Below are 26,703 nucleotides of genomic sequence, written 5' to 3' on the forward strand. Positions count from 1 at the left end.
TACGGTTTGTGCTGATGCGGAGCGAAGGGAGGGATAAGGATGCATGTTGTCGTTGTCGAAGACGAGCCGATGATCCGGCTCGGGCTTGCCCGGATGGTCGAGCGGTATGGGGCGGGAAGGATTCGCGTTACCGCTTTGGCCAATGGCGAGGAGGCCGCCGCTTTGGTTCGGGAGACCCTGCCCGATCTGGTGCTCACGGATATTCGGATGCCTCGCATGGATGGGCTTGAGCTGTGCAGAATCGTCTCGGAAACCCGGCCCTCCGTCAAGACTGTCGTCATCTCCGGTTACGGGGAATTTGCATATGCGCAAAAATGTCTGACATACGGGGTCAAGGAATACTTGCTCAAGCCGGTGACACCTGGCGAGCTGTATTCGGTGCTGGACCGCGTTCTGAAACCGGCTCGGGCCGACGCGCCGTCCATTTCGGAATACGAGCATTGGCTCGATTCGCTGGAGGAAGCGGTCTGGAGTGCTGACCCGGACGCGGCTGCCGCCTGCTGGACGGAAGGGAAAGACCGGTATTTCGAGGAGCAAGCGTCTCCCGAGCGGTTGAGCGCAGCCGTGAACGACGTGCTCCGCTTGCTGGTGAAGCGGCTGAACGCCAGAGACATCTTCCTCTTTCCCGAGCCTCCCGAGCGGCGAAGTTTTTCTGCCCGTCCGGAAGCGCTTGCCTTTCTGGAAGAAGAGATTTTCAAGCTGTCCGGACTGCTGCAAACCTACCGCGGCGGCAACCTGAAGAACGTCTGGGAGGAAGCCAAAGCGTATATCGACGAGCATCTTGCGACGGATATCAGCCTGGAGGAGGTCGCCGGAAAAGTCGGGCTCGCGCCAACTTACTTCAGCCATCTGTTCAAAAAAACGGCGAATGAGACGTTCGTGCAGTACCGTATTCGTAAACGGATGGAGATGGCGAAGCGGCTGCTGGAAATTCCCCATTACAAAGTCATCGACATCTCCTTGGCCGTCGGCTATCAGAGCTACCCGCACTTCTCCATCCTGTTTAAAAAGGCGGTCGGCTGTTCCCCTTCCGAATACCGCCAATCGATTGGCATCAAGTAAGAGACAGCCGTCCCGAAAATATTTACAATCGTTTAACAAATTGGGACGTTCCGTGTTAACACTGGGATAAAATTCCCATGGTATAGTAGATCCAAAGACACGGAAAGTCAGGGATGGTCATGACGATAGAACGAATGACGGAGCCGCCGATCGACGGTTCGACGCTTCATAGCGAGCTGGAGCACATTTTACATCAACAAGCCGTAACTTCCGTTTATCAGCCGATTATTTCGCTGAAGGACGGCACCGTTTTCGGCTACGAGGCGTTGACCCGGGGACCGGAGGGCAGCCCGCTGCATTCTCCGCTCAGGCTGTTTGCGGCGGCGGAGTCCGAGGGATTGCTGTATCCGCTGGACCGGCTTGCAAGGGCCAAGGCGATTCAGGGCGCGTTGAGCCGGACGGAGGAGGAGATGCTGTTTCTGAACCTGTCCGCCGAAATTTTGAACGATCCGCAGTTCGAGCCGGGCCGGACGCTGGAGCTGCTGGAGCAGCGGGGGCTGACGCCGGGGAATGTCGTGTTCGAGATAACGGAACGCAGCTCGATCGAAGATTTCGATGCGGCCAAGACGATTCTGGACCATTATCGCCAGCAAGGTTACCGGATTGCGATCGACGATGCCGGAGCGGGGTATTCCTCGCTGCAAGCCATTGCCGAGCTGCAGCCCGATTTTATCAAAATCGATCGTTCGCTCATCAAGGACATTCACCGCCACAAAACGAAGGAATACATCCTTGAGACGATGCTGTCGTTCGCCGAGAAGCTGGGCATCCACCTGATTGCCGAGGGCATCGAATCGGCCGAGGAGCTGATGAAGCTTACACGCATGGGCGTCCATTTCGGCCAAGGTTTTTTGCTTGGCCGTCCCGGAACGGAGCAGGCCGCGCTGAAGCCGGAGCTGAAAAATCATATTTTGCTGCACCGTAAAATTGTCGAAACTGCGGGTAGCGTCTGGACGATCGGCGATCTGTCGATCCCGTATCAGTCCTTTGAAAACTCGACCCCCATCTCGGCGGTCGCCGGGTATTTCAAGAAAAATGCGAACGCGCTTGGCGCGGCGGTTGTTTCCGGCGGAGTGCCCATCGGCCTCATAATGCGGGACCGCTTGTTCCAGCAGCTTGCGGGACAGTACGGGTACTCGCTGTTCTGGAACCGTCCGATCGATCAGGTGATGGACCCGTCGCCTCTGATCGTGGACGAGCAGATGCCGGTCGAGGAGGTGTCCCAGCTCGCGACCTCGCGGGACATTCAAAATTTGTACGATCTCGTGATCATCACCTCCAAAGGGCGGATGTTGGGGATGTCTTCCATTAGGTCCATTCTCGAGTGCATTACGAATGCCCGCATGGAAAGCGCCAAGGTAGCCAATCCGCTCACGGGACTGCCGGGCAATCTGCAAATCTATCGGGAGCTGAGCAAGCGGCTGACAGATAAGAAGCCGTTCTCGGTTATCTATGCCGATCTCGATTATTTCAAATGGTTTAACGACCGGTACGGCTTTCAAAAAGGCGATCAGCTCATTCAATTTACCGCCGATTGCATTCAGCAGGCGATGGGCGTGTTGGGGCTGTCGTTCGATTTCGTCGGCCATATCGGCGGGGACGATTTTATTGCGATTACGGCGAGCGAGGAGCCGGAGAAGCTGTGCGGCGAAATTTTGCGGCGGTTCGATGCAGGGGTCAAAATGTTCTACGACGAGGATGACTGGACATATGTCGAGGATCGGCAGGGCACCCGGATCGATAGCGACGGCGTCACGCTGTCGCTGTCGCTTGTGATCTGCAAGGCGGCCGCCGCCGTAACGCCGGAGCAAATTTCCGAAACGGCGGCCAAGCTGAAGAAGCAGTCGAAAGCGCACCGCGGGAGCGTCTTCAGCAGCGATGCCGTTGGCGTTCCGGAGGACGGCGGACCGATTGAAATTTAACCGAAAAGCTGGTGAAGCTGATCCAACTGCTTGATCAGATACACCTTGCGTTTTCCCAGCCGCTGCTGGGAAATTTTTTTGTCTCCCGACTCGGCGGACGGACCGGCTGCTCCGGGATGAAGCCATACGGCATCCAGGCCGGCCTTGACGGCGCCGCATACGTCATGCTTCCACGAGTTTCCTACCATGAGCGCCTGCCTGGGCGCAAGCTGCATCGTTTGGAGCGCCGTTTTGAAGAGGTAAGGGGCAGGCTTCTTGTCCGCCGGTTTCTGCGCCGTAAAGACGCGTTCTTCTGGAAAATACGATTCCAGCCCGAACCGCTGCAGCATCATCAGCACTTCGCTGCGGGGGCTGTTGCTGATGATGGCGAGGCGGTATGTATGGGACAGCATCTCCAGCGTTTTTGCCGCCTGCGGCGCCATGGACTTAGCCGATACCTGCAAGCGGCGGATATCCTGCATGAAGCTTCGCAGGACGCCGGAGGAAGCGGGAATCCTCAGCGCCTCGAAGGCTTCCCGCAGACATTGCTGCTGCAGCTCGTCGAGCTGCTTGAACGTCGTCCGGCCTTTTTTGCGCTGCTGCCAACGGGTAATATACTGCTCCCAGAGCGAATCCGCCTTCGGGCGGTCCTCCGCCGCCCATCTGGCGGAATAATCGTTCCACACCTCCACGAAGCATTGCTCGAAGCTGAGTCCCTGCTGTACCAGCGTCTGATTAACATCGAAAAAAATCGCGCGTTTTCCGTTCAAACGAACCGTCTCTTTCATGAACCCAGCCTCCGATCTCCTTTCCGCTCGAAAGGCACCGTCAAGGATCAAAAGTTAGTTCATTTTATGCGGCAAAAACGGCGCACACCCCTTTTTCGAGAAAGCTTTCCAAAGGTTTTTTTCTTACGCTGTCCTATGCTATCATGTATAGAGTAGGAAGACTGCCTGAATGGGGTGTATCCATTGTCCAAGCTTATACTGATCGACGGGAACAGCATTGCTTACCGCGCTTTTTTTGCACTGCCGCTGCTGAGCAATTCCAAGGGACTGCACACGAACGCCGTCTACGGGTTCACCACCATGCTGCTCAAGCTGCTGGAGGAGCAGAAGCCGACGCACTTTCTGGTTGCATTCGACGCAGGGAAAGCGACGTTTCGACATAAAGATTACGCAGATTACAAAGGCGGCCGCGAAAAAACGCCGCCGGAGCTGTCCGAGCAGTTTCCGCTGCTCCGGGATCTGCTCGGCTCGTTCGGCATCCGCCAGTTCGAGCTGGACGGCTACGAGGCCGACGACATCATCGGCACGCTGACGCGCGTTGCGGACGAGAAAGGCGGCGTCGAGGTCGTCGTCGTCACCGGGGACAAGGACATGCTGCAGCTCGCGAGCGGGCAGGTGACCATTGCGCTGACGCGCAAGGGCATCAGCGAGGTCGAGCTGTTCGATCCGGCTCACATCGAAGAAACGTACGGCCTGAAGCCGCATCAGATCATCGATCTGAAAGGGCTGATGGGCGATACGTCCGACAACATTCCGGGCATCCCGGGAGTTGGGGAGAAGACGGCGCTTAAGCTGCTGCACGAATACGGCTCGGTCGAGAGCGTAGTGGAGAACGCCTCGCAGATTAAAGGCAAGCTGGGAGAGAAGGTCGCGGAGAACGCCGATAGCGCCCGGATGAGCAAGGAGCTTGCGACGATTTTCCGGGAGGTGCCGGTCGATTTTTCGTGGGACGAGCTGGCCTACCGCGGATATGAAGAATCGGAGCTTGCCGAGATGTTCCGCAAGCTGGAATTTAAATCGTTAATGGAGCGGCTGCAACTGCCCGCTCCCGGCGCTGGGGCGGCCGGGGCGGCGGAGGAAGCCGGTACGGAGCCGCCGGCGGTGCTGGTTACGGACGACAAGCTGGCCGAGCTGATCGCGGCGCTGCCGCATGTCCGCGCGCTTCATGTGGAAGCGGCGGGCGACAACCCGCATAACGCCGTGGTGATCGGCGTGTCCTTCTACAGTGAAGAAGCGGGCGCGGAGCCCGTATGCTTCTATGTGCCGGTGGAGCGGCTTGAGCAGGAAAACGCCGCTGCAGTACGGGAGTGGCTCGCTTCGGAAGACAAGCAGGAGGTATCCGTCTACGATCTGCACCGTGCCGTCATCGTGCTGTCTTGGCGCGGGATCGGGCTGGGCGGCATCGGCTTCGATGCGCTGCTCGCCGGCTATTTGCTCGATCCGACGGAATCGTCGCTGACGCTGGATGGCCTGACGTCCCGCTACGGACTGCGTCCGCTTCCGGCCGACGAGGAAGTATTCGGCAAGGGCGCGAAGTTCAAGGTGCCCGAGGAAGACGTGCTGACCGCCTATTTGTGCCGCAAAGCCGCCGCGGTCCATCGACTGACACCGAAGCTGAAGGAAGCGCTCGAAACGAGCGAAATGCATCAATTGTTTTACGAGCTGGAGCTTCCGCTGGCGCTCGTGCTGGCTTCGATGGAGCGCAAAGGGATCAAGGTGGACGCGGAGGAGCTCAAAGCCTACGGCGCGGAGCTTGGGAATCAGCTTGAAGGCATCATGCAATCGATCTACGATGCGGCTGGAATCGAGTTTAACATCAACTCGCCGAAGCAGCTGGGGGAAATTTTGTTCGAGAAGCTCGGTCTGCCGGTGATCAAGAAAACGAAAACCGGGTATTCGACCGACGCCGAAGTGCTGGAGAAGCTGGAGCCGTACCATCCGATGGTCGGTCATATTCTTCATTACCGGACGCTGGCGAAGCTGCAGTCGACTTACGTGGAAGGCCTGCTTAAGGAAGTGCGTCCTTCTACCGGGAAGGTGCATACGTACTACAAGCAGACGATCGCGGCGACCGGACGGCTCAGCAGCCAGTATCCGAACCTGCAGAACATTCCGATCCGGCTGGAGGAAGGCCGCAAAATCCGCAAGGTATTTTTCCCTTCCGAGCCCGGTTGGAAAATTCTGACCGCCGACTACTCGCAGATCGAGCTGCGCGTTCTGGCGCACATTTCGCAGGACGAGAAGCTGATTGAAGCGTTCCGCGAAAATATGGACGTCCATACGAAAACGGCCATGGACGTGTTCGGCGTATCCGAAGCGGAAGTCGATTCGAATATGCGACGTCAGGCCAAAGCGGTCAACTTCGGCATCGTATACGGCATCAGCGATTACGGATTGTCGCAGAACTTGAACATTACCCGTAAGGACGCGGCGAAGTTTATCGAGCAATATTTTGCCGTGTTCCAAGGGGTTCGCCAATACATGGACGATATCGTTAAAAAAGCCCGTCAGGACGGCTATGTCACGACGCTGCTGCAGCGCCGCCGCTACCTGCCGGAAATTACAGCCTCGAACTTCAACCTGCGTTCGTTCGCCGAGCGCACCGCGATGAATACGCCGATTCAAGGCACGGCCGCGGATATTATCAAGTTGGCAATGGTCCAATTGGACAAGCGGATGAAGGAAGAGGGCGTGCGCAGCCGCATGCTGCTGCAGGTACATGACGAACTGGTGTTCGAGGTTCCGGAGGACGAGATTGACTTGATGAAACGAATGGTCGCCGAAGTAATGGAATCGGCCCTGAAGCTCGACGTGCCGCTGAAGGTCGACGTCGATGCCGGGGACAACTGGTACGAGGCGAAGTAATCCGCCGGGCATCGTCCGGGCGGAATAGAGGAGGGGAAGACATCATGCCGGAATTGCCGGAGGTCGAAACGGTACGCCGTACGCTCAATCAATTGGTTATCGGCAAGAAGATCGAGCGCGTGTCCGTCCTGCTGCCCCGCATTATTCAGCATCCGGACGACATACAGGCGTTTGCGGTGATGCTTGAGGGAGAAACGATCTGCTCCGTCGAGCGGCGGGGGAAGTTTTTACGGTTTATGCTCGACCGGTATACGCTCGTCTCGCATCTGCGGATGGAGGGACGCTATGGGGTATACCGCTCGGACGAACCGACGGAGAAGCACACGCATGTCGTGTTTCATTTTACGGACGGCACGGAGCTGAGGTATAAGGACGTGCGGCAGTTCGGAACGATGCACGTTTATCCGAAGGATCGGGATTTACTGGAGGCGCCGCTCAAGAAGCTCGGTCTCGAGCCGCTGGACGAGGCGTTTACGGCGGAAGCTTTCCACGGGAAGATCGGAAAGCGCAAGACGAAGATCAAGCCGCTGCTGCTGAATCAGGAATACATTGTCGGCATCGGGAATATTTATGTGGATGAAGCGTTATTCCTGGCCGGTATTCATCCGGAGCGGGAAGCCCATACGCTGAGTGCGGCGGAAACGGCCAAGCTTCATGAAGCGATTGTAGAGACGCTCAAGGATGCCGTGGCGGCAGGCGGGTCGTCCATCAAGTCGTACGTCAACGGTCAAGGCGAGATCGGGATGTTTCAGCATCAGCTGAAAATGTACGGCCGTAAGGACGAGGCTTGTCTGACCTGCGGCACGGCGATTGTGAAGACGGTGGTAGCAGGGCGCGGCACCCATTATTGTCCGGTCTGCCAGCCGCTGAAGCGCAAGCGCGGGAAACGGGAAGCGCTCGAAGGCTAACGGGTTCTCCCGGAACGGCAATACGCACCCTCCGCCCAGCACAGCCATATAGTATGGTGTGCAGTTACTGGTGAGGAGGGAACGTCATGTTGTCTGTCGTCTCGTTGCTTCTGCTTGCGTTTGCCGTCAGCTTGGACGGTTTCGGGGTAGGCGTCACGTACGGTCTCCGCAAAATCAGGATTCCGCTCACTTCGATCGCGATCATCGCGGCTTGGTCGGGCGTTATCATTTACGCTTCGATGCAGATCGGCGTCTGGATGAGCCGGTTTGTCGACCCGGCCGTGGCGAAAGATATCGGCGCCGTCATTCTGATGGGGATCGGCTTGTGGGCGCTGGTTCAGCTGATCCAGCAAAGACGGCAGGAATCGCAAGCGGGGCCGGCGAACGAGCCGCATCCGCCAGTCCCCGTGCCGGGGCCGGCGACGGCTAAAGAAGTATTTTATCTTGAACTGAAACGGTTCGGTCTGGTCATTCAAATTCTGCGCACGCCGTCCATGGCGGATGTAGACCGTTCCGGCAACATATCGGCTTACGAAGCGACGCTGCTGGGCCTGGCGCTCTCGCTGGACGCCTTTGGGGCAGGGATCGGCGCCGCTCTGCTCGGCTTCACGCCGTGGTTGACGGCAGCGGTCATTGCGCTGGCCAGCGGCACGTTTCTGGGAATCGGTCTGCAAATCGGATTGCGCTATGCGGAGCTGAAATGGATTCGCAAGCTGTCCGTTTTGCCCGGATTTGTCTTGATCCTGATGGGCATCATGAAACTGTTCTGACCATACAACAACATCATCTTGGATATAATAGGGGAATGACCATGAACATCGGATTAACCGGGGGGATTGCGTGCGGCAAAAGCACAGTGGCCGAGATGCTCGTCCGGCGCGGCGCGCTGCTGATCGATGCGGATCGGATTGCAAGAGAGGTCGTGGAGCCGGGAACCCCCGTGCTGGCTGAAGTGATCCGGCGGTTCGGAGACGATCTGCTGCTGCCGGACGGCTCTCTTCATCGCAAAAAGCTGGGCGAGCGGGTCTTCGGCAATCGCGAGGCGCTTCGCGATCTGGAAAATCTGTTGCATCCGCCCATTCGCACATTAATACGCGAGAGAATGCAGGCCTACGCGACAGAGCAGCCGGACAAGCTGGTCGTCGTCGACGTGCCGCTTCTGTACGAATCGGGGCAGCAGGCTATGTATGAGCAGGTGATGGTCGTCTATGTGCCGCGCGAAGTGCAGCTTCAGCGTCTGATAGCCCGGGACGGAATCACGGCGGAGCAGGCGGAGAAACGTCTGTTGTCCCAGATGCCGATCGAGGAAAAGAAAGGGCTCGCCGATTGGGTTATCGATAATTCGGGTACCCTGGAGGCGACGGAAAAGCAGATTGAAGCTTTCTGGAACGAAAGGGGGCTATCATGAGCTTTTGGCGGAAAAAGCGGGTGTTCGCCTTGCTGCTGCTGACGTTTATTATCTTTTTGTTCTTAAGCAGCACCTATGTGGGACGCATGCTGTATCCGATCCGTTACGAACAGGAAATACGCCAAAACGCAGAAAAATACGATCTCGATCCTTTTCTTGTGGCCGCCGTCATTCGGGTGGAATCCAACTATTTGACGGAAACGGAGTCCAAGAAGGGCGCATACGGAATGATGCAGCTAATGCCGGATACGGCGAATTGGATTATCGACAAGGCGCGTTTTAGTGAAGAATTCAAAACCAGACTTAACGATCCGGCAGTCAGTATCGAGCTAGGCTCATGGTATCTTAATTGGTTAAATAAGCAGTTTAACGGAAATCGAATAGCGGTTCTTGCGGGCTATAATGCGGGGCATGGGAAAGTCAACCGCTGGCTCCAGGAGAACGAATGGGATGGAACGCTCCAGAATGCGGACCGTATTCCTTACGGCGAAACGAGACATTACATACAGCGTGTAATGTATTATTATAACAAGTATGTTAAATTGTATGGGGAAGAGTGGGGAGAGCGTGCCGCTTGACCTTACACGGTAAAGAAGTATCGGACAAGCTCCCTTGGACGGAAGCTTAAGCCCGATACTTCTTGCGTATTCTTCAAAACATGTTATTATTTGAATTGACCGGCAAGAGACTGTTCGGCGATTTGCACCAGGCGACGAGTGATGTGACCACCGATCGCACCAGTATCACGAGTAGCCATGTGACCGAAGTAACCGTCCTGAGGGATGGCGATACCCAGTTCCTGCGCTACTTCGTATTTCAGTTGATCCAACGCTGCATTCGCTTGAGGCACTACCAATTGATTGCTGCTGCGGGATTGACCTGCACCCATGTCTGTTCACCTCCTTGTCGTTGGTAGTCCTATTATGTGCGATTGCCCGGACTTCATGACAGGGAGCTATTGGGAAATAGGGGGAGGAAGAAACGATCGATGAAATGCCCATATTGCGATTATTCCGGCACGAAGGTATTGGATTCGCGTGCCGCCAACGAGAATAAATCGATCCGGCGCCGCCGCGAATGCGAGAAGTGTCAGAAGCGGTTCACGACCTTTGAAATGGTCGAGGAGACGCCGCTCATTGTCATTAAGAAGGACGGCAGCCGGGAGGAATTCAACCGGGAAAAAATGCTGCGGGGCTTGATCCGCGCCTGTGAGAAACGTCCGGTATCCGTCGAACGGCTGGAGATGATCGTGTCCGAGGTGGAGAAGCAAATCCGCACGACGGCCCATGCCGAAGTGGACAGCCGCGAGATCGGGGAGATTGTCATGAGCGAGCTGTATCCCGTTGACGAGGTCGCTTATATCCGGTTCGCATCGGTGTATCGTCAATTTAAAGACATCGATATGTTTATGAAAGAACTGACCGAGCTGCTGTCCAAGCATCAGGGCGGCGGGGATACGACTAAGCTGTAGTTATTATTTTTTCGCTGCTGAAATTAATGTTAGCCTAGACAAAGTAAGAGGCAGTGAGCCTCTTTTTTATTTGGGCAAATGAGCTATCTTCTTCCATTAGTTTTATAACCAACCAAATAAAATTCAGCGGTTGGAGTGTCATTCTTCAGATACAGTTCCACATTATCTTTTTTAACTCCAACATTACATAAACTAACGGTTATTTCAAAATACTTCGCCCCATGTAAAGCATCTGCACGAATGCTCCCCTTATCTTTACTTTTTACTGTTACCTTCTCGTTGATATTAGAGATTCGTTCACAATTAAAGGTAGCGTATTCTGTCATATAAATGTCTTTAAGTGAAGCAACTATAACTGAATGCAACTGTTGCAACAAAGCTTCCTCAAGGTTTTTTTCCCTAATTTCGGAATGAGCAGCTAATGTTGGCGTTGTTATATTTATTAAAAGCATGCATATAAGACTAAGATAGCAATAGCGGGTCTTAAAGTTCAAAAGGACTCGCTCCTTTTAATTTCGTAAAAATGGAGATCAGGGAAGCAGGCTGATTAATTCCTCGGCATTCCATTCAACTGAACTATGATTTTGTTGGATTTTAGACAAGAACAGTTGAAATGTCTCAAGAGTGGGTTTAATATTTTGCTGTTCGTCACTAACACTTGGCGAAAGTAATTCGTCCATTTTGTTCACTCTTTTTAGCTGAGGATTTTCGGACCACTTGACTAGCCGGTCAACCACTTGTCCGATCATTTTAGCACTACCTTTACTTTCAGTATTGCCCAATTATTGAATAATTCTACTTTTTTCTGCCGCTGCAATTTCCTCTACTGTGAGTTCGAATGCACATTCAAATTCATCAAAAACACTGAAAATCTTGCTTGACTTGCTGGTAACTAAATCAACGATTTTCTTATCTTGATTTTAGAGGGGGACTATTGGATCAAACGCTTAGACCATTTATTTTCAGAAAAATGCAACTTTAGTTCATTCGATTGACAAGTCCCTTAGGCTATGCTATTATCAATTTTGTCGCCGCTGAAATAATAAAGAGCGACAAAAGAAACAAATAGCGAGGGGCCTTAGCTCAGCTGGGAGAGCGCATCGCTGGCAGCGATGAGGTCAGGGGTTCGATCCCCCTAGGCTCCATACTCAAAAACCCTTGTAGAATCAAGGGTTTTTGTCATTTTTGCATAAATAAAAATTGGTGCCAAAAACAGAATTGGTGCCTTTTTGGCGTCTTAGTTTGTACGCTTACGTGACCAAGGTGGTGTACTGGGAGCAATTCAGCTAATTAATTGAGCCCCTCTTCGGGAGAAGGGGGGGCGTGTTTAGCTTCCAGTTATAGCGATTATTTGTTAAGCAAATAAATCGAAGTACGTTTTATAAATATAGGCATATGATGTCATTATAAAAATATGGAGGGAATGACAGAGGTGCATCATCTGCCTAAATCGTATTTTAATCCAATGTACGCATACCCTTACTGCGCTGGCATGAATACACCCGCTTATTATCCAAGCTATAGGCCTGGATATCATCAAAATAATTATCCTTCAAACCAAAATGCATTTTTACACTCTTATCCTGTTGCAGTTGATAATGCTCCACGATTTGAGTCTTTAGATGAGCGAGTAGTAAAGGATCATGGAGCCAGACCATATGTAGTCAATATTGATAAGGTTACTAAACAAAACAATACTTACCGAACCGCAATATGGACAGGGAAACACTTTCAAGTGACCGTAATGAGTATCAATGTTCGAGATGACATCGGCTTAGAAGTTCATCCGCATACTGATCAATTCATACGAATTGAAGAAGGCCAAGGACTTGTTCAAATGGGTGATACCAGGGATAGATTGACTTTTCAAGAAAAAGCCTATGATGGCTACGCAATTATGATACCTGCGGGAAAGTGGCATAATGTGATCAATACCGGAAATAAACCACTTAAAATTTACGTGATCTACGCGCCGCCTCATCATCCATTCGGGACAGTTCAACAAACAAAAGCAATGGCAATGACTCCTCATTCCAGGCTTTATTAGAAAGTGCTTACCACCCCAATTTACGTCCATGTGCATGATGAATGACGTAGAAAGCTGTATGGGAGCCTCGGGGCTCCTTTTTTTCGGTATTTTATTTTGCAGAACCTGGTCCGAAAACCGGTGCTAATTTGGATGCAGACAGTTGCTCGCTAAGGCCGAAATATTCGCAGAAATTCATAATCATCGGATTCCATTTCGAAGGATCGATATAGTTTGAGTTTGCATCCATTAGAAGATCTTCTTCAATATGCACTTTTTCGATGCGTACTTCAATTGCGACAAGGGAACTTGGTTCTTCGAACGGATGTAGTTTCACTAACTTGGCTTCCAGATGGACGGGGCATTCTTTGACGCGCGGTGCTTGAACAAGCTGTGCCGGAAGCGCGGTCAGCCCTGCGACACCAAATTTATCCGCTTCATGTTTGTAGCCCCTCATGGCTTTGGATTCGGGCACCGGATTTCTACCCGTTAACAAGGTCAACCGATCAATCGCGGGAATCAAGTCGATGGACGGGAGATTCAGTACACACTCGCGTTCACGGATCAAATTCTGAACGGTCTGAGCCTTGCTGCTTAAACCGAGCATACACGATTGATTGAGCCACCAGGCAGAGGACATAGGAGCCAAATTAGGCGTGCCGTCTTCGTTGATCGTACTTATAAGCACGACAGAGGTGCCAAAGTAAAGAATTTTAGGTTCGATTACCGTATGCATAGCTTATCCACATCTCCTTAGTGGCCGATTTTTCATGAATATATCACAAGTTTTTTGCGGGAGATATGGATATGGAGTAAAACAGCAAGATGTCAAAAGTTTTGGAATGATGGTTGACAGCGTGATCCATCCTTATGTACACTTTATTTATTCCGACTGGTCAGTATAAAAAAGGATAAGGTGAAATTCATGCCCAAATTAGGAATGGAACCAAAGCGCCGAGCCGATGTCATCAACGCTACGTTAACTTGTATCAGCCTTCACGGGATGGATGGCATGACGCTGGATAAGGTGGCCGAATATGCCGGCTGCTCCAAGGGAGTTGTCGCTTATTATTATAAGAATAAGGATCATCTGACGGTCGAAGCCTTCAAGTCGTTCTTGGCCTATTACAGTCTCAAGATAGAATCCGAGATTGAACGCACGATGACAGCCGGTGAAATGATTGACGTTACGTTGAAACATATTTTGCCCCCATACGGTGAGGATTCGGAAAAGAAGATTAACGTTTCGCAGCTGGATGGCATTGAAAAGATGTTCATCCCCTACGAGGATCAAGCAAGGCTCTTTCTGCAGTTTTTCTCCAAAGCCGTACTGGATCGCAATTTTCAGGAAGTCATATCCAAGAGCTATATGGCTGATCTTCATGGCATTGCCAAGATTTTTGATTACGGCAACATGAAGGGGCAAATGTCTGTAGAAGATTCCCAAAACGCCGCCTATGGGCTGTTAGCGATGGTCGTAGGTCTAAGCTTTTTTAGAGTAGCGAATATTCCGCCAGCCAATGGCGAAGATAACCGGTACATTTGCGAAGATTACGTGAGAAGGTTTACCGGCGGATGAGGAACGGGAGGAAAACAGGTGTCAAATGAACGGCATAGTTATGCGGAGTATCCGATGGTGACAATTCCCGCAGGTGGAGTTGAATTAAGGGACGATCGAGTAAAAACGGTATGGACGGCTCAGGTGAATTCTTTTTTGCTTGCACCGGTTCCTGTTACAAAGGCGTTATATTCCTCGATCGTGCATAAGACAGTCGGACCTCATGACGAACCGCGCGCTCCGGTTGCGGATGTCTCATGGAACGAGGCGATCTTATTTTGTAATCTGCTATCCCGGCATTCGGGTCTGCAGGAATGTTACTCAATAAGCGAGGACGATGAAAATGTCGTCTGGAACCGGGAGGCGGATGGGTATCGTCTTCCCACGGAAGCGGAATGGCAGTATGCGTGTAAAGCAGGGACGGGCGGTTACCGGTACGGAGAGCTTGATGATATCGCCTGGTATGATGAAAACTCCGGGGGCATGGTACATCAAGTAGGTCAAAAGCGGCCGAATGCATGGGGGCTCTATGATATGTTAGGAAACGTTTGGGAGTGGTGCTGGGATGTATACGATGCGAAAGTATACGGATCCTACAGAATTTTCCGCGGCGGCAGTTGGGCCGAAGAGGCTAGAGGCTGTGGGGCAACGTGCCGCCGCCGCAGTCACCCTACGTTTCGCATCGACGATCTCGGCTTTCGTCTTGCCAGGTCCCTGTGAGGTGGCGAAAAAATAAGAGGCGGCGCGGATCATTGAGATTCACTATACAGCTATAAGAAGTAACGCAGCCGATATCGGCTGCGTTTTTGTATGGGCGAAGATCGGATCTGTTGACTTTCACTGGATCGTTTTGAGCAGGCTTGTTATCGTGCCAAGGTGAATGGCTTCGTGAATCAGCGCGAAGTTGAATAATTCGCCGGCGATGCTAAATTGGAACGGTCCCATCACAAACGGTGCCTCAAGCGTACTATCCAGCATTTCAGGCGTCAGCTCCGAGAAGCGGGAAAGCTGCGCCGTTAATCCTTGGATCAGTTCATCTTTAGAGGGAGGTGTCATGGTCCAATCCGAAGGCTTGGTTCCCGAACCAAACAGCGTCTCGTAATGTTCAGGAATAGCGGGCGGTGAGCCGAAGCTAAGGGTAGAGTACTTATCCATCCAATAGATCATGTGACCGACATTCCAGCGGATCGTATTGTTGAAGCCTGCCGGTTGGACGTCGAATTGCGCCTCCGAAATTCCTTGAACCTGCCCGATGACGACTTGACGCAGAACTTGACTTGTGTGAATAATCGATTGAGTCATGATTTAAGTGCCTCCTCAAATTTAGGGTTGATGTGGTTCGCTTTCATAAACCAAGTGTAGCTTTTCATCCATGGCTCAACAATCACGTAATTCCGATGAAAATGATCACTTTGAATAATGACCTGCCTGTACGATATTTTTGATGCTCAAACGATGATTTTTACGAAGGAGTTGCGGAAGAATGGAATTCAGACAGCTTCAATACTTTGCTGCCATATGTAAGGAGATGCACTTCTCCAAAGCAGCCGAGTCGCTCTGCACCACGCAGTCGAATCTTAGCCAGCAGATCAAGTTTTTGGAGAACGAGCTGGGGCTTCCTTTATTCGACCGCATCGGCAAACGGATCGCGTTAACCGAAGCAGGCCAAATCCTTTTGGAGCAAAGTCAGCTGATCTTTGAGCGGATGGATTATATTCAAAGGGCGATCTCGGATCTGAAAAAGATGGAAGGCGGCAGGCTGGATATCGGGATACTTCCCGGCGATGGGGATTTGCTCTTTGACGCGTTGCTGGTCGATTTCCATCGGTCCTATCCCAAGCTTTCGCTTACCGTCACGGAATCGACGGAGGTGTATAAAGAGGTTGTCGCAGGCACGCGGGATCTTGGCGTAACAACGGTACCTGAGAATCCCGATGAACGTATTGTCATCGAACCGCTGTTTCACGAGGAATTTGCTTTGGCTATCCGATCGGATCACCCTCTGGCGAAGTCGAAGGCGATCCCGTTCGAACAAATCCAGCAATTGAAGCTGGTCATGTTCGGTCCCGAGCACCAGATTACGAAATTAATCCATTCTCATTGCCAGGAGAAAGGGGTAGTGTTGGACAATCCGATTGTGACCTCAACGTTATCGTCGCTGCTGTTGCTGGTTGAGCAGGGGATTGGGGCTTGTATTTTACCCCGAATGCTATTAGATTATCTAAATCGTGAGAACATCACCGCCGTGACCCTGCTGCATCCTACCCCGAGTCAGGACATTTGTATCATTTATCGCAAGGACAAATTTTTGGGGCCGGCGGCCCGATTGTTCATGGAAGTCCTGCAATCTTTCATTCAAAGTGTTGAGGATCGTACCAGCCGCTCGTTAGGGTGAGACAAATTTAGAATCCGGATGTGGAGGCGATGTATATGCGCCCAATCAACTTTTTTGAGCCGTATATGATCATTACAATCAATAAACCAAAAACAATGAAAGACCTAAAAAGACTATTGCTGGCATTAAAAAGGTGTGCAGAAGAAGATTCCAATTTTATGGTTTATTTAAATGAAACCAGTAAGCAAACGATCATTGCAGGTAACGGGGAAGAACATCTCCATAGCATTATTGACCGTTTATCAAGCGAGTTTCATTTGGATATAGATGTTCTAAAGCCACAAGTATTATACAAGGAAACCATAAGAAAAACCGTAAGATCTGAAGGGAGATTTGTAAGGCAATCATCAAGTATAGGCAGATACGGCCATTGTTGGATTGAACTTGAACCCAAATTGCGTGATACCGGTAATGAATTTGTAAATAACATTGTTGACGAAAATGTAATACCACGCGAGTATATTCCGTCTGTTCACGAAGGCATTCAGCGGGCTATGACTTGTGGGGTATTAGGTAATTTTCCGGTTGTGGATGTGAAAGTAACGTTATATAACGGGTCATTTCATGAATCTGATTCAAACCAAATGTCTTATAAAATTGCAGGATTAATGGCATTTAAGAATGGGATGAAACAAGCAGACCCCGTGATTTTAGAACCCATAATGAAATTAACGGTTGAAGCTGCAAAATGCAATTTACCTGATGTTATAAATGATATACCCTCGATCCGGGGAAGAAAAGAAGAAACTGAATCGAGAGACGGAATGTCGATCTGGATTGCAGATGTTCCGTTAAGGGAATTGACGAACTTTACCGAAACGTTGAATTTTAAAATCGGAGGAAGAGGGAACTGTTCTGCGGTATTTGGATATTACGACGCAGTTCCAGAAAATATGAAAGAAACGATAATACATGAATCAAGCTTACGGGATGCTTATTATCAAGATTTATTTTTCTGGAGTAAATGGGGGAAGGAAGAAGAGGAATACCATTTAAACAACTTTATCGAATCGTTTTGGGAATAGTACATGTGAACAACGGAGAAAGATCATGAAATATAATCATTACGATATTTTTAGAGCGGGTGGTTATATGTTTCAGGTTCAAAAATGGGGTAACAGCTTGGGCATTTTTGCCTTCCGAGGGTTCTTCGGAAGGCATTTTGGCTTGATCAGCTCTTAACCATCTCAATGAATTTCCAGTGAGCTTTTGACAACCATTTGTTTTTATGGTAGATGATTTGTGCGTAAAACATTAGATTTTCACAAGCGGATTCTATCACTTTCATTTTTTTGTCGCGCAGCAGCGCCTCCACGCTGATGGAAGGCATTAAGCTAATCCCTAACCCGCTTACAACACATTCTTTCATAGCCTCCATGCTGTTAAATTCCAAGTAATTACACGTATCTATTCCTTTCTGAATTAAGTACTCCTCAAAAAATCGCCTTAACGCACAATTTTTCTCGCTAAAAATGATACACTCGCTATGTGATTCTTCGATAGTCTTTAGGGAATGATTACTTTCTCCTACAAAGACTAACGGTTCCTCCGAGTACATTTCGGTGATGAGCTGCGGGTCGCATACCTGCGGTTCTAGAGTGATCGCAATGTCTAGCTCTCCAGAGTGGAGTCTCTGTCGTAAGGCGGAACAATGATCGTTGATAAGAGAGATTGTAACCTCAGGGTAATTCTTTTTATACTTTGAGAGCATGGGCCCTAGTTTGTATGCGGTTAAGGTTGCTGATGCGCCAATGCGGAGTTGGCCTTTGATCGTGGAGTCATCGGAAGAAATTTGTTTTATTTTGGAATATGCAGTTAGCAATTCCACTACATAATGATACAGTTCCTGTCCGACCATGGTGAGTTTAATTTGTTTTCCTAATCGGTCAAACAAGGGAACTCCGATTTCATGCTCGATCTGCTGAATATGAGAAGTAATGGTGGCCTGTGAATACTGAAGAGCATGAGCTGCTTTTGTAAAGCTATTCAATTCCGCAACGGCTTTAAAGGATTGAAATTGACGAATGTCGATTTTTATCCCCCCCATAGATGTGTATTGTTATCAGAAACTCTAAATATAAAGATTAGTTATTTCAATTTTACTAATGATTCATTGTATCATATGATTCTTACAAAAGGAGATGAATCATATGAAAAAAGTATGTTTACTTTTGCCGAATGGTTTTGAAGCCGTGGAAGCAAGCGTGTTTACAGATGTGATCGGATGGAATAAAGACGAGGGGGATGGATCGACGCAGCTCGTTACCGTCGGAACTCGAAACGAATTAAAGTGTACCTGGAATTTTACCATCATCCCCGAAAAGGTCATATCAGAGGTAACCGTTCAGGAATTCGATGCACTGGCGCTGCCTGGCGGCTTTGAAGAAGCCGGATTTTACGAGGATGCCTTTCGCCCCGATGTCCTTGAATTTATACGTGAATTCGACAGGCAGGGAAAAATCATTGCCTCGATTTGTGTCGGAGCTTTACCGCTTGGCAAAAGCGGCATTCTGCAAGGAAGACAGGCGACGACCTACAATCTGAATAACCGCAAGCGGCAGCTGCAGCTGGAGGCCATGGGAGCCCACGTGATTCCGGATCAACCCGTTGTAAGGGACGGAAATGTCATTACTTCTTTTAACCCATCGACCGCATTCGCCGTAGCCTTCGACCTTCTTGAATCGCTTACTTCGACGGAAAATGCCAACAACGTAAAAAGGCTCATGGGATTCCTCGCATAACTTCAGATTGGCGGATATAAGAAAAGACCCCGAGCTCGTCAAAAAGTTCGGGGTCGTGATATTTTTATTTAATGGAGGCTTCGTAAATATCTTGAACGGTTTTGGACAGCAGTGCGTTGAATTCCTCGTCGGATTGCCCGGCGGTGAGGTCCTGCGATAAAGCTCGCGAGAAGCTCGCGATCAATCCGTGATTTTGGGCCAGCTTTTCGTTGGCTTCCGCTTGCGAATAGCCGCCTGACAACGCTACGATCCGTACGACGTGCGGGTCCTTCATCAGATCGCTGTAGAAGTTGTTTTCCGTCGGTATGGAAAGCTTAAGCATGATTTTTGCGTCTTTGTCGAGGGCGGATAACTGAGCGGAAATTTCGTCCTTCAGCAGTTTTTCCGATGCTGCTTTATCTGCGCTGTAAATATCCACTTCCGGCTCGATGATCGGAACCAGTCCCATGTCCACGATTTGCTTCCCGATGGCAAACTGCTGCTCAACGACTTTTTTGATTCCGGCCGGATTGGCTTCTTTAATCAGGGAGCGCATTTTCGTCCCGAAAATGTTTCGTTCAACCGCCCGTTTCAGCAGGTCGTTTAAATCTGGCATCGGTTTCATGAGCTGAACCCCGTCTTCCAGATCGGCGAGCCCTTTGTCGACTTTCAGAAAAGGCACGATCCCTTTCTTCTCCCACAGATAATCGGCCGTCAACTGGCCGTCAATGGAGCGATCCATCGTGTTCTCAAATAAGATGGCGCCTAAGATGTACCGGGAATCAAAAGCGGGACTTTTGATAATTCTCGTTCTCATCTCATGTACCAGTGCATACATCTCTTCTTCGTTGGAATAGCTCGATTCTTGAACGCCGTACTGGGCTAGCGCTTTAGGGGTGCTGCCGCCGCTTTGGTCCAAGGCCGCGATAAAGCCTTTTCCGGTATGGATTCTCTCCAATTGTTTTGTATTCATGAATGCTTCTCCTTCCTTATTGTGGAACTGAATAACATCTTGAATTCTTTTATTATAGCACTTTTAGTTGCAAACATACATTGATGAAGATCACCGGGATTGTAAAGGGACGCAAAAGGGAAATCCAGTGAAACTGTCGAACATAATATGAAACGTAAGCGCCGCCATTGACTTCGTAGAAACGGTGATAATGATGTCTATCCCAATTGTGTCCACCAAGCTGTACATCCCTACTCCCCGGTCAAAAGCTGTCTCCCGTCTCCGCCTGATCGAGCGTCTGCATGAGGGGATGCACCGCAAATTAACCCTCATCTCCGCTTCGGCAGGATGTGGTAAAACCACGCTTGTCAGCGAATGGCTCGCGAGTTGTCCGCAACCTGCTGCGTGGCTGTCATTGGAAGAGGCGGATCGCGATCCGGCGCGCTTTCTGACTTACCTCTTTGCGGCTTTGCATACGATCGGGATTCATAGTGGGGAGGGCGTGATGGGGATGCTCCAAGCCCCCGGCCCTCTGCCGATGGAAACGATTTTGACGGCGCTGCTGAATAAAACCACCGCCATTCCGGGCCGTTTCATTCTCGTCCTTGACGATTACCATGTGATAGATTCCAGACCGATTGACGATGCCATCGCCTTTCTGCTGGAGCGCATGCCGGCACAAATGCATCTGGTCATCATCACCCGCGAGGACCCTGATCTGTCCTTGGCCCGTCTGCGCGTGCGGGACCAATTGGCCGAATTGCGTACCGCTGACTTGCGGTTTACATCCTCTGAAGCGGCGGAATTTCTGAGCTGGGTCATGGGTCTCAGCCTTTCGCAGGAAGATGTCGCTGTGCTTGAATCCCGCACGGAAGGGTGGATCGCCGGTCTGCAATTAGCCGCGCTTTCCATGCAGGGGCATAAAGACGCCTCCAGCTTGATACAATCTTTTTCCGGCAGCCATCATTTCGTACTGGACTATCTGGTTGAAGAAGTGCTGCAGCAGCAATCTGCAAGCATTCAGGCTTTTTTGCTACGTACGTCCATCCTCGACCGGTTGTGCGGCCCGCTGTGCGATGCCGTTCTCGGTGGGGAAACCGACGAACTTCTCTCCGGACAAGAAACCTTGCAATATCTCGAACGCGCCAACCTGTTCATCATTCCTTTGGACAATGAGAGGCGCTGGTACCGTTATCATCATCTGTTTGCGGATTTGCTGCGTCAGCGGTTGTACCAAACTACCGCCGGTTCGTCCAAAGGGGAAGCGAAGCGGGACGTGGCGGAACTGCATCTGCGTGCCAGCGAGTGGTACGAAGACTATGGCCTGGAGCTTGAAGCTTTCCACCATGCGGCAGCCGCCTATGATGTTGAACGCGCCGTACGTCTGATCGAGGGGGAAGGGATGCCTTTGCTCTTCCGCGGCGCGATAGCCCCTGTCCTGAATTGGCTGGATTCGATGCCGAAGGAGGAGCTGGACGCGAGGCCTGTGTTAAGCGTCATGCATGCCTCTGCCTTGCTCATGGCCGGTCAACCGGCCGACGTTGAACGGAAGCTGCAGGCTGCTGAAAAAGGGCTTCAAGGTGCTGCGCAGGACGACGATAAGACCCGGGATCTAAAAGGGCATATCGCCGCTATACGTGCCACGCTGGCTGTCAACACACACCAGGCGTACGCCATCATTGCCGAGTCGCGGCGCGCCTTGGAATATTTGCACCCGGACAACCTGCCTGTCCGTACGGCAACGACATGGACGCTGGGATATGCTTACCAGCTCCAGGGGGATCGTGCGGCGGCAAGCCGAGCCTATACCGAAGCTTTATCGATCAGCCGGACGATCGGGCATTATATGATCACGCTGATGGCTACACTCGGTCTGGGGAATATCCAGGAACTGGACAATCAGCTGTATGTGGCGGCTGAGACGTATCGGCACGCTTTGCACTTGGGTGGCGATCCGCCTCTCCCGGTTGTATGCGAAGCGCATCTGGGCCTGGCCCGTATTTTTTACGAATGGAACGATCTGGAGACCGCGATGCACCACGGGCAGCAAGCTGTCCAACTGACGCAGCAGTTGCAGCAGACGGACAGAGTCGTTGCAGGCGAGGTAGTTCTCGCCCGACTGAAGCTTGCACGGGGAGAGGTGACCGAAGCGGCCGCTTGTTTAGCGAAGGCCGACCATATCGCCAGCCGGCAAAATTTCGTGAAGCAGAGGCCTGATATCGCTGCCGCGCAGGTGCTTGTTTTGCTTCATCAGGGCCAGGTGGCGGCTGCTGCCCATCTGGCGCAGAAGCACGAGCTTCCCGTCAGCCAGGCGCGGGTTCATCTGGCACAGGGAGAGGCGTCCGCGGCGCTGGCGCTTTTGGAGCCGCTTCTAGAGCAGGCAGAGGCCAAGGGATGGGAGGATGAGCGGCTCAAAATCACGGTTCTGCAAGCCGTCGCTCTGCATGCGCAAGGTGAAAAGCTCAAAGCGGCGCAACTGCTGGTTGAAGCTATGACCATAGCCCAGTCCGGCGGTTGTATTCGGACCTTTGTCGACGAAGGCATTCCGATGAAAAAGCTGCTGCGCGAAGCGGTTACTCGTGAGAGGATGCCGGGGTATGCGGGCAAGCTGCTGGGTGATATGGAAGCGAAGCGATTGAACGGTGAAAGCAAATCCGGTTCGCGCCAGATTCTGGTGGTCAAGTCCCTGATCGAGCCCCTGAGCGGGCGAGAACTGGAAATTTTGCAGCTCATCGCCCAAGGACTCTCGAATCATGAGATTAGCGAGCGGCTTTTCCTCGCGTTAAGCACGGTGAAAGGGTATAACCGGAACATCTTCGACAAGCTGCAGGTAAAGCGGCGTACCGAAGCGGTGGCACGTGCCCGCGAGCTGGGGCTGTTGTAGATCAGCGCGCAGCAATGCCCGAAACGACACTTTAGTAGCTATATATTCATGTCGCCGGTCATAGATCGGCGCTACTCGTTAGGGGTGCGTAGCCATCAAGGTGGGGCATGATCGTGAATTGTGATGAAGCCATGTAAAAGGAGAGTGACAAACGATGGCCGACAACGAACTTCTGACACGGCAGCACGAGCTGCAAATGGAAGCGAAGGCTGTAGCGAAGGAATTGAAAATCGACGAATTGCTATCTTCGGCCGGCCAGCCGGTTCGAGTCGGCAGTGCTGCTCTCGGGCTGATGGTCTGGAGAGATTTGGATATTACCGTGGTGTGCTCCAAGCTCAACATCGATGTAGTAACTCGGATCGCTTCCGAACTGATGGTCAGTAAGGGGGTACGAGAGGTCAGGTTCCTGAATGACTCCGGCGTCTGGAATACGGATCCCGGCTATCCGGACGGGCTGTACCTTGGATTAAAGTATAAAGCGCTGAGCGGGATGGATTGGAAGCTCGATATCTGGTTCGTCGACGAACCGGATAAACAACCGGATCTTAGGCATATCCGGACCATGCCCGACCGGCTCACCCCGGAGCTGCGGGAATCGATTCTGACCATCAAAAATAGCTGGGCCACGCGAGCTGAATACGGGAAAGAAGTGAAGAGCTATGACATTTATACGGCCGTATTGGACGATAGCGTGCGAACACCGCTTCAATTTCAGGAGTGGTTAAACAACAAAAACGAAATTCGGTGAAGTTTCGTTATAATCAATTTTTGCAATTGTGATTAAAGCATATTTCTTTTATAATGGCGGATGAATGGAGGCGGTTGAAGTGGCAAATTATTTTGCCGGAACAAGAAGCAGCTCATGCAAAGCCTAGCATTAGGGCGATACTTTGCATGGGCCGGATGGTTATCTCGTTAACCTTGTTCGCCCGAGAAAGCTTGGATCGTTTCTAATCATGGGCTTTGCACCTATTTTTGTATTCATCAAAAATAAGGGGCTGAAAGCTAATGGTCACACCATTCCCATTCATTAGAAACCATCAATATAATTTCATCAAAAAGCAGGTCGAGCTGCTGGAGCGGGCCTGCCATTCCGTTACCGATCCGAAAGTGGTGGAATCGGTAAGATATAGCGTTCACTTCAATATTATGGAGGCATTCATGGATGCCACCGAGCTTCAAAGGCAAGTATTGGAAAAGATTTCCGCTTTGCGTGCGGAGGTAGAGTTCCGGGATTATTTGCATTCGTTGGAGCCTTATTTGGTGCAGTTTCCGGAAGTGACGGGAAAACAGCTTGCCAAGCTGTTCCCCAAAAACAAAAAGCTGAAGCATCCCGATTTAACCGCGATCGATTACCGTTATGTCACATATCTTGGCTGGGTGGACATCGCGACAAATAAATTGTTCATCGTGTACCGTCTGGACGGGCAACTCGTCGGCATCGAAGGAAGATATATCCCGGCGAATAAAAGCGTATGCTTTTTGTGCAACCGGCATGCGGAAGTTGCGTTGTTTACGGCGGTCACCAGATCGAAGCCGGCGAACGCTTCGCCCGATTACTATAAGGCGATAGGCAACTATTTGTGTGTGGACAGCGAGGTTTGCAATAAGAACATTACGAATGTCACCGCGCTTGAAAGGTTCGTTCGAGAGGTGGTGGGAACTCATGAATCGTAATTGGGTTCTCGTATCCATTCTCATCGTCATGTTCTTGAGCGCGATGGAAGCGACGATCGTCACTACGGCGATGAAATCCATCGTCGACGATTTGAAGGGCATGGAACTGATGAACATGACGTTCTCCGTTTACCTGCTCGTCACGGCCGTCACCGTGCCGATTTACGGTAAGCTCGCTGATCTATACGGCCGCAAGCGCATTCTTATGATCGCCATCGCCGTTTTTTTGCTCGGCTCCGTCCTCTGCGGGGCGGCGGCAACGATGCTGCAGCTTGTCATCTTTCGGGCCGTGCAGGCGCTGGGCGCCGGGGCGATCTTTCCGATCACGATGACCATTATTGGCGACATCTATACGCCGGAGGAACAGACGCGGCTGCAGGGGATTTTCAGCAGCGTATGGGCTCTGTCCAGCATCGTCGGCCCGCTGATCGGAGGGCTGATCGTCCAATTCGCCGACTGGCGATGGATTTTCTTCCTCAACCTGCCGCTCGGTCTGGCGTCGCTGCTGCTGCTCTCGTTCGCGTTCCGGGAGACATTCCGGCCGGTGGGCAGATCCATCGATTGGTTCGGGGCGATCTCGTTCCTGACGAGCATTTCGTCGCTGCTCATCGTGCTGCTATTCGGGGGAGAGAGCGGCTTCGTTTCGCCGGTCAATCTGCTGTTTGCAGCTATGTTCGTGCTGTTCGGCATCATTTTTGTGGCGGTCGAGCGGCGCGTATCCGAGCCGTTCATGCCGCTGGAGCTGTTTCGGAACAAGGTTATCCTGATTCCGAACCTGTTCAGTTTTCTGGCGTACGCCTTTCCTATCGCGACGACGGTCTATTTCCCGCTTTGGCTGCAATCGCTCATGCATCAGTCGCCGATCGTGTCGGGCTTCGCGGTCGCCATCGCGACGGTCGGATGGCCGCTCGGCGCCACAGTCGCGGGCAAGCTCATGCGACGGATTTCGCCCAAGCAGGTAGCCGTCCTCGGAGCAGGTCTGCTCGTCTTCAGCGGTCTGATGCTGGCAACGATTACGACGGCAACGCCGGTACCGGTGTTCTTCGTCATCATGCTTTTGGCGGGTTTCGGTCTCGGTGTTAGCCGAACCGTGCTCGCGATTCTGATGCAAAACGCGGTCGAGAATCGCCAGCGCGGCATTGCCATGTCGACGAGCGCACTCATGAACACGCTAGGTCAGACGGTGTTTATCGCGATTTTCGGCGTCGTGTTCAATGCATTCGCGTCCACTGGCGAAACCGCGGATCTGGCGCACGGCATCCACGTCGTCTTCGTCTGCGTCTCCGCTGTTACGGTGCTGGCTTTTCTGGTCTCACTGGGGCTTCCGGGCATTTCCAACCGGGAGCTGTTCGGCAGCGGAAAAGGCGCTGCGGTGCAAAAGAAAACGTAGATAAGAAAAAGGCAGTTTCAGGGGGGAGGGCAATGTCACCCCCGAGCTGCCTTTTTTGCTTTTTGATCAAAATAACCAATTTACGGATTGACATAGCCGGGTTCGGGAAAATATAATGGTCATAGCAACTATAATCATGTCGACTATGATGGAGGCTGCCATTGGAATTAGAAAAGTATATCGGCGTTATCGTACACCGCGCGGATTTGAAGCTTAACAATTATTATCAAAAGGTCGTTAACCCTTTCGATATTACCGTGGATCAATGGGAGATATTGGTCATTCTCTGGGAAAAGGAGGGGATCACCCAAAAAGAGCTTGCGGAAAGGCTGTATAAAGATCAGACGAACATTGCCCGGATGCTGTTCAAGCTGGAAAAGAAGGGCTTCGTTCATCGCGTAACCCATGAGACGGACCGCAGATCGCTGCGGGTATATTTAACGCCGAAAGGCAGAGAAATCAAAGCGGAAATACTCGCTCCGTCGATCGAAGCTTATAAGAAAACGGTCGAAGGTTTGTCCGAGGAAGAAGTCGAGACCTTTAGAAGAATACTTGCCGTTATGTATAATAACGTGAAGGATTTGTAGAGATTTGCCCGTTTTACTGTTTTGCGTTTTTTTAATCATATAGTTGCTATAGCAACTATAGACAAGACTATTTTTTGGGTTCTTTAATGCAGCTTAGGTGTTAACAGCTAT

At 51.3% G+C, this 26,703-nt stretch carries 27 protein-coding genes and 1 tRNA gene; 20 read left to right on the forward strand and 8 right to left on the reverse strand.

Features of this window, described 5'->3' with window-relative positions; genetic code table 11:
* The first annotated feature begins 39 nt into the window (after positions 1-39).
* Both QMG93_RS05935 and QMG93_RS05940 read left to right on the forward strand, forming a co-directional pair.
* Positions 40-1,062, forward strand: a complete 1,023-nt coding sequence (locus QMG93_RS05935) for a response regulator transcription factor (RefSeq protein WP_281934430.1) — start codon at positions 40-42, stop codon at positions 1,060-1,062.
* 113 nt (positions 1,063-1,175) lie between these two features.
* Positions 1,176-2,984: a GGDEF domain-containing protein gene (locus QMG93_RS05940; protein WP_281934431.1), complete on the forward strand. Its 1,809-nt coding sequence runs from the start codon at positions 1,176-1,178 to the stop codon at positions 2,982-2,984.
* On the opposite strand, the gene QMG93_RS05945 is transcribed toward QMG93_RS05940, so the two are convergent.
* Positions 2,981-3,751, reverse strand: coding sequence for an HAD family hydrolase (locus QMG93_RS05945; protein WP_281934432.1), 771 nt, complete (start codon positions 3,749-3,751; stop codon positions 2,981-2,983). The two genes, QMG93_RS05940 and QMG93_RS05945, sit on opposite strands and share 4 nt — an antisense overlap.
* 183 nt (positions 3,752-3,934) lie before the next feature.
* Between QMG93_RS05945 and polA the strand changes: the two genes are divergently transcribed.
* The 5 genes from polA to QMG93_RS05970 all read left to right on the forward strand — a co-directional run bounded on the left by polA (position 3,935) and on the right by QMG93_RS05970 (position 9,510).
* Entirely contained in the window at positions 3,935-6,616 is a 2,682-nt protein-coding gene (gene polA, locus QMG93_RS05950) for a DNA polymerase I (protein ID WP_281934433.1), read from the forward strand.
* Between the two features lie 44 nt (positions 6,617-6,660).
* Complete coding sequence (mutM, locus tag QMG93_RS05955) at positions 6,661-7,524, forward strand: DNA-formamidopyrimidine glycosylase (RefSeq protein ID WP_281934435.1); 864 nt, start codon at positions 6,661-6,663, stop codon at positions 7,522-7,524.
* Between the two features lie 86 nt (positions 7,525-7,610).
* Entirely contained in the window at positions 7,611-8,294 is a 684-nt protein-coding gene (gene ytaF, locus QMG93_RS05960) for a sporulation membrane protein YtaF (protein WP_281934437.1), read from the forward strand.
* A 41-nt stretch (positions 8,295-8,335) separates the two neighbouring features.
* Positions 8,336-8,932 carry a dephospho-CoA kinase gene (gene coaE, locus QMG93_RS05965; RefSeq protein WP_281934439.1) on the forward strand — a complete coding sequence of 199 codons (597 nt, stop codon included), beginning with the start codon at positions 8,336-8,338 and terminating at the stop codon, positions 8,930-8,932.
* Complete coding sequence (locus tag QMG93_RS05970; protein WP_281934441.1) at positions 8,929-9,510, forward strand: lytic transglycosylase domain-containing protein; 582 nt, start codon at positions 8,929-8,931, stop codon at positions 9,508-9,510. Before coaE ends, QMG93_RS05970 begins: the two co-directional genes overlap by 4 nt.
* Positions 9,511-9,596: 86 nt before the next feature.
* Here QMG93_RS05970 and QMG93_RS05975 read toward each other — a convergent pair whose 3' ends face one another.
* The gene (locus QMG93_RS05975) at positions 9,597-9,821 is read right to left on the reverse strand and encodes an alpha/beta-type small acid-soluble spore protein (RefSeq protein WP_010496076.1); all 225 of its coding nucleotides are present in this window, start codon (positions 9,819-9,821) and stop codon (positions 9,597-9,599) included.
* A 99-nt stretch (positions 9,822-9,920) separates the two neighbouring features.
* Here QMG93_RS05975 and nrdR point away from each other — a divergent pair, with 99 nt between their 5' ends.
* The gene (nrdR, locus tag QMG93_RS05980; protein WP_063182171.1) at positions 9,921-10,403 is read left to right on the forward strand and encodes a transcriptional regulator NrdR; all 483 of its coding nucleotides are present in this window, start codon (positions 9,921-9,923) and stop codon (positions 10,401-10,403) included.
* An 83-nt stretch (positions 10,404-10,486) separates the two neighbouring features.
* Here nrdR and QMG93_RS05985 read toward each other — a convergent pair whose 3' ends face one another.
* Both QMG93_RS05985 and QMG93_RS05990 read right to left on the reverse strand, forming a co-directional pair.
* Positions 10,487-10,897: a hypothetical protein gene (locus QMG93_RS05985; RefSeq protein WP_281934446.1), complete on the reverse strand. Its 411-nt coding sequence runs from the start codon at positions 10,895-10,897 to the stop codon at positions 10,487-10,489.
* A gap of 36 nt (positions 10,898-10,933) precedes the next feature.
* Entirely contained in the window at positions 10,934-11,152 is a 219-nt protein-coding gene (locus QMG93_RS05990) for a hypothetical protein (RefSeq protein WP_281934447.1), read from the reverse strand.
* Positions 11,153-11,475: 323 nt separating this feature from the next.
* Between QMG93_RS05990 and QMG93_RS05995 the strand changes: the two genes are divergently transcribed.
* Both QMG93_RS05995 and QMG93_RS06000 read left to right on the forward strand, forming a co-directional pair.
* Positions 11,476-11,548: transfer RNA gene (locus QMG93_RS05995), tRNA-Ala, on the forward strand.
* Between the two features lie 278 nt (positions 11,549-11,826).
* Entirely contained in the window at positions 11,827-12,450 is a 624-nt protein-coding gene (locus QMG93_RS06000; RefSeq protein WP_281934448.1) for a cupin domain-containing protein, read from the forward strand.
* Between the two features lie 91 nt (positions 12,451-12,541).
* Here QMG93_RS06000 and QMG93_RS06005 read toward each other — a convergent pair whose 3' ends face one another.
* Positions 12,542-13,165 carry a flavin reductase family protein gene (locus QMG93_RS06005; RefSeq protein WP_281934450.1) on the reverse strand — a complete coding sequence of 208 codons (624 nt, stop codon included), beginning with the start codon at positions 13,163-13,165 and terminating at the stop codon, positions 12,542-12,544.
* Positions 13,166-13,354: 189 nt separating this feature from the next.
* Between QMG93_RS06005 and QMG93_RS06010 the strand changes: the two genes are divergently transcribed.
* Both QMG93_RS06010 and QMG93_RS06015 read left to right on the forward strand, forming a co-directional pair.
* The gene (locus QMG93_RS06010) at positions 13,355-14,008 is read left to right on the forward strand and encodes a TetR/AcrR family transcriptional regulator (RefSeq protein ID WP_281934852.1); all 654 of its coding nucleotides are present in this window, start codon (positions 13,355-13,357) and stop codon (positions 14,006-14,008) included.
* Positions 14,009-14,062: 54 nt separating this feature from the next.
* Positions 14,063-14,707 carry a formylglycine-generating enzyme family protein gene (locus QMG93_RS06015; RefSeq protein WP_281934854.1) on the forward strand — a complete coding sequence of 215 codons (645 nt, stop codon included), beginning with the start codon at positions 14,063-14,065 and terminating at the stop codon, positions 14,705-14,707.
* 117 nt (positions 14,708-14,824) lie between these two features.
* On the opposite strand, the gene QMG93_RS06020 is transcribed toward QMG93_RS06015, so the two are convergent.
* Entirely contained in the window at positions 14,825-15,289 is a 465-nt protein-coding gene (locus QMG93_RS06020; protein WP_281934452.1) for a DinB family protein, read from the reverse strand.
* A 181-nt stretch (positions 15,290-15,470) separates the two neighbouring features.
* On the opposite strand from QMG93_RS06020, the gene QMG93_RS06025 reads away from it, so the two are divergent.
* Both QMG93_RS06025 and QMG93_RS06030 read left to right on the forward strand, forming a co-directional pair.
* Positions 15,471-16,382, forward strand: coding sequence for a LysR family transcriptional regulator (locus tag QMG93_RS06025; protein ID WP_281934454.1), 912 nt, complete (start codon positions 15,471-15,473; stop codon positions 16,380-16,382).
* Between the two features lie 35 nt (positions 16,383-16,417).
* Positions 16,418-17,407: a hypothetical protein gene (locus tag QMG93_RS06030; RefSeq protein WP_281934456.1), complete on the forward strand. Its 990-nt coding sequence runs from the start codon at positions 16,418-16,420 to the stop codon at positions 17,405-17,407.
* Between the two features lie 146 nt (positions 17,408-17,553).
* Here QMG93_RS06030 and QMG93_RS06035 read toward each other — a convergent pair whose 3' ends face one another.
* Positions 17,554-18,429, reverse strand: coding sequence for a LysR family transcriptional regulator (locus QMG93_RS06035; RefSeq protein WP_281934458.1), 876 nt, complete (start codon positions 18,427-18,429; stop codon positions 17,554-17,556).
* 103 nt (positions 18,430-18,532) lie between these two features.
* Here QMG93_RS06035 and QMG93_RS06040 point away from each other — a divergent pair, with 103 nt between their 5' ends.
* A complete protein-coding gene (locus QMG93_RS06040) occupies positions 18,533-19,123 on the forward strand; it encodes a DJ-1/PfpI family protein (RefSeq protein WP_281934460.1) in 591 nt (196 codons plus the stop codon).
* Positions 19,124-19,187: 64 nt separating this feature from the next.
* On the opposite strand, the gene QMG93_RS06045 is transcribed toward QMG93_RS06040, so the two are convergent.
* Positions 19,188-20,075: a fructose bisphosphate aldolase gene (locus QMG93_RS06045; RefSeq protein ID WP_281934462.1), complete on the reverse strand. Its 888-nt coding sequence runs from the start codon at positions 20,073-20,075 to the stop codon at positions 19,188-19,190.
* Positions 20,076-20,268: 193 nt separating this feature from the next.
* Here QMG93_RS06045 and QMG93_RS06050 point away from each other — a divergent pair, with 193 nt between their 5' ends.
* From QMG93_RS06050 to QMG93_RS06070, 5 genes are all read left to right on the forward strand, one after another.
* A complete protein-coding gene (locus QMG93_RS06050) occupies positions 20,269-22,938 on the forward strand; it encodes a LuxR C-terminal-related transcriptional regulator (protein ID WP_281934856.1) in 2,670 nt (889 codons plus the stop codon).
* Between the two features lie 154 nt (positions 22,939-23,092).
* Positions 23,093-23,686: a hypothetical protein gene (locus QMG93_RS06055; protein ID WP_281934464.1), complete on the forward strand. Its 594-nt coding sequence runs from the start codon at positions 23,093-23,095 to the stop codon at positions 23,684-23,686.
* 260 nt (positions 23,687-23,946) lie between these two features.
* On the forward strand, positions 23,947-24,615 hold the full coding sequence (locus tag QMG93_RS06060) for a FusB/FusC family EF-G-binding protein (RefSeq protein WP_281934466.1): 669 nt from the start codon (positions 23,947-23,949) through the stop codon (positions 24,613-24,615).
* Entirely contained in the window at positions 24,605-26,005 is a 1,401-nt protein-coding gene (locus QMG93_RS06065) for an MDR family MFS transporter (protein WP_281934468.1), read from the forward strand. Before QMG93_RS06060 ends, QMG93_RS06065 begins: the two co-directional genes overlap by 11 nt.
* A gap of 161 nt (positions 26,006-26,166) precedes the next feature.
* Positions 26,167-26,592, forward strand: a complete 426-nt coding sequence (locus tag QMG93_RS06070; protein ID WP_281934470.1) for a MarR family winged helix-turn-helix transcriptional regulator — start codon at positions 26,167-26,169, stop codon at positions 26,590-26,592.
* Positions 26,593-26,703 lie beyond the last annotated feature (111 nt).

It is taken from the genome of Paenibacillus tyrphae, from assembly GCF_027925525.1.
In the GTDB taxonomy this organism is placed as follows: Bacteria; Bacillota; Bacilli; order Paenibacillales; family NBRC-103111; genus Paenibacillus_G; species Paenibacillus_G tyrfis_B.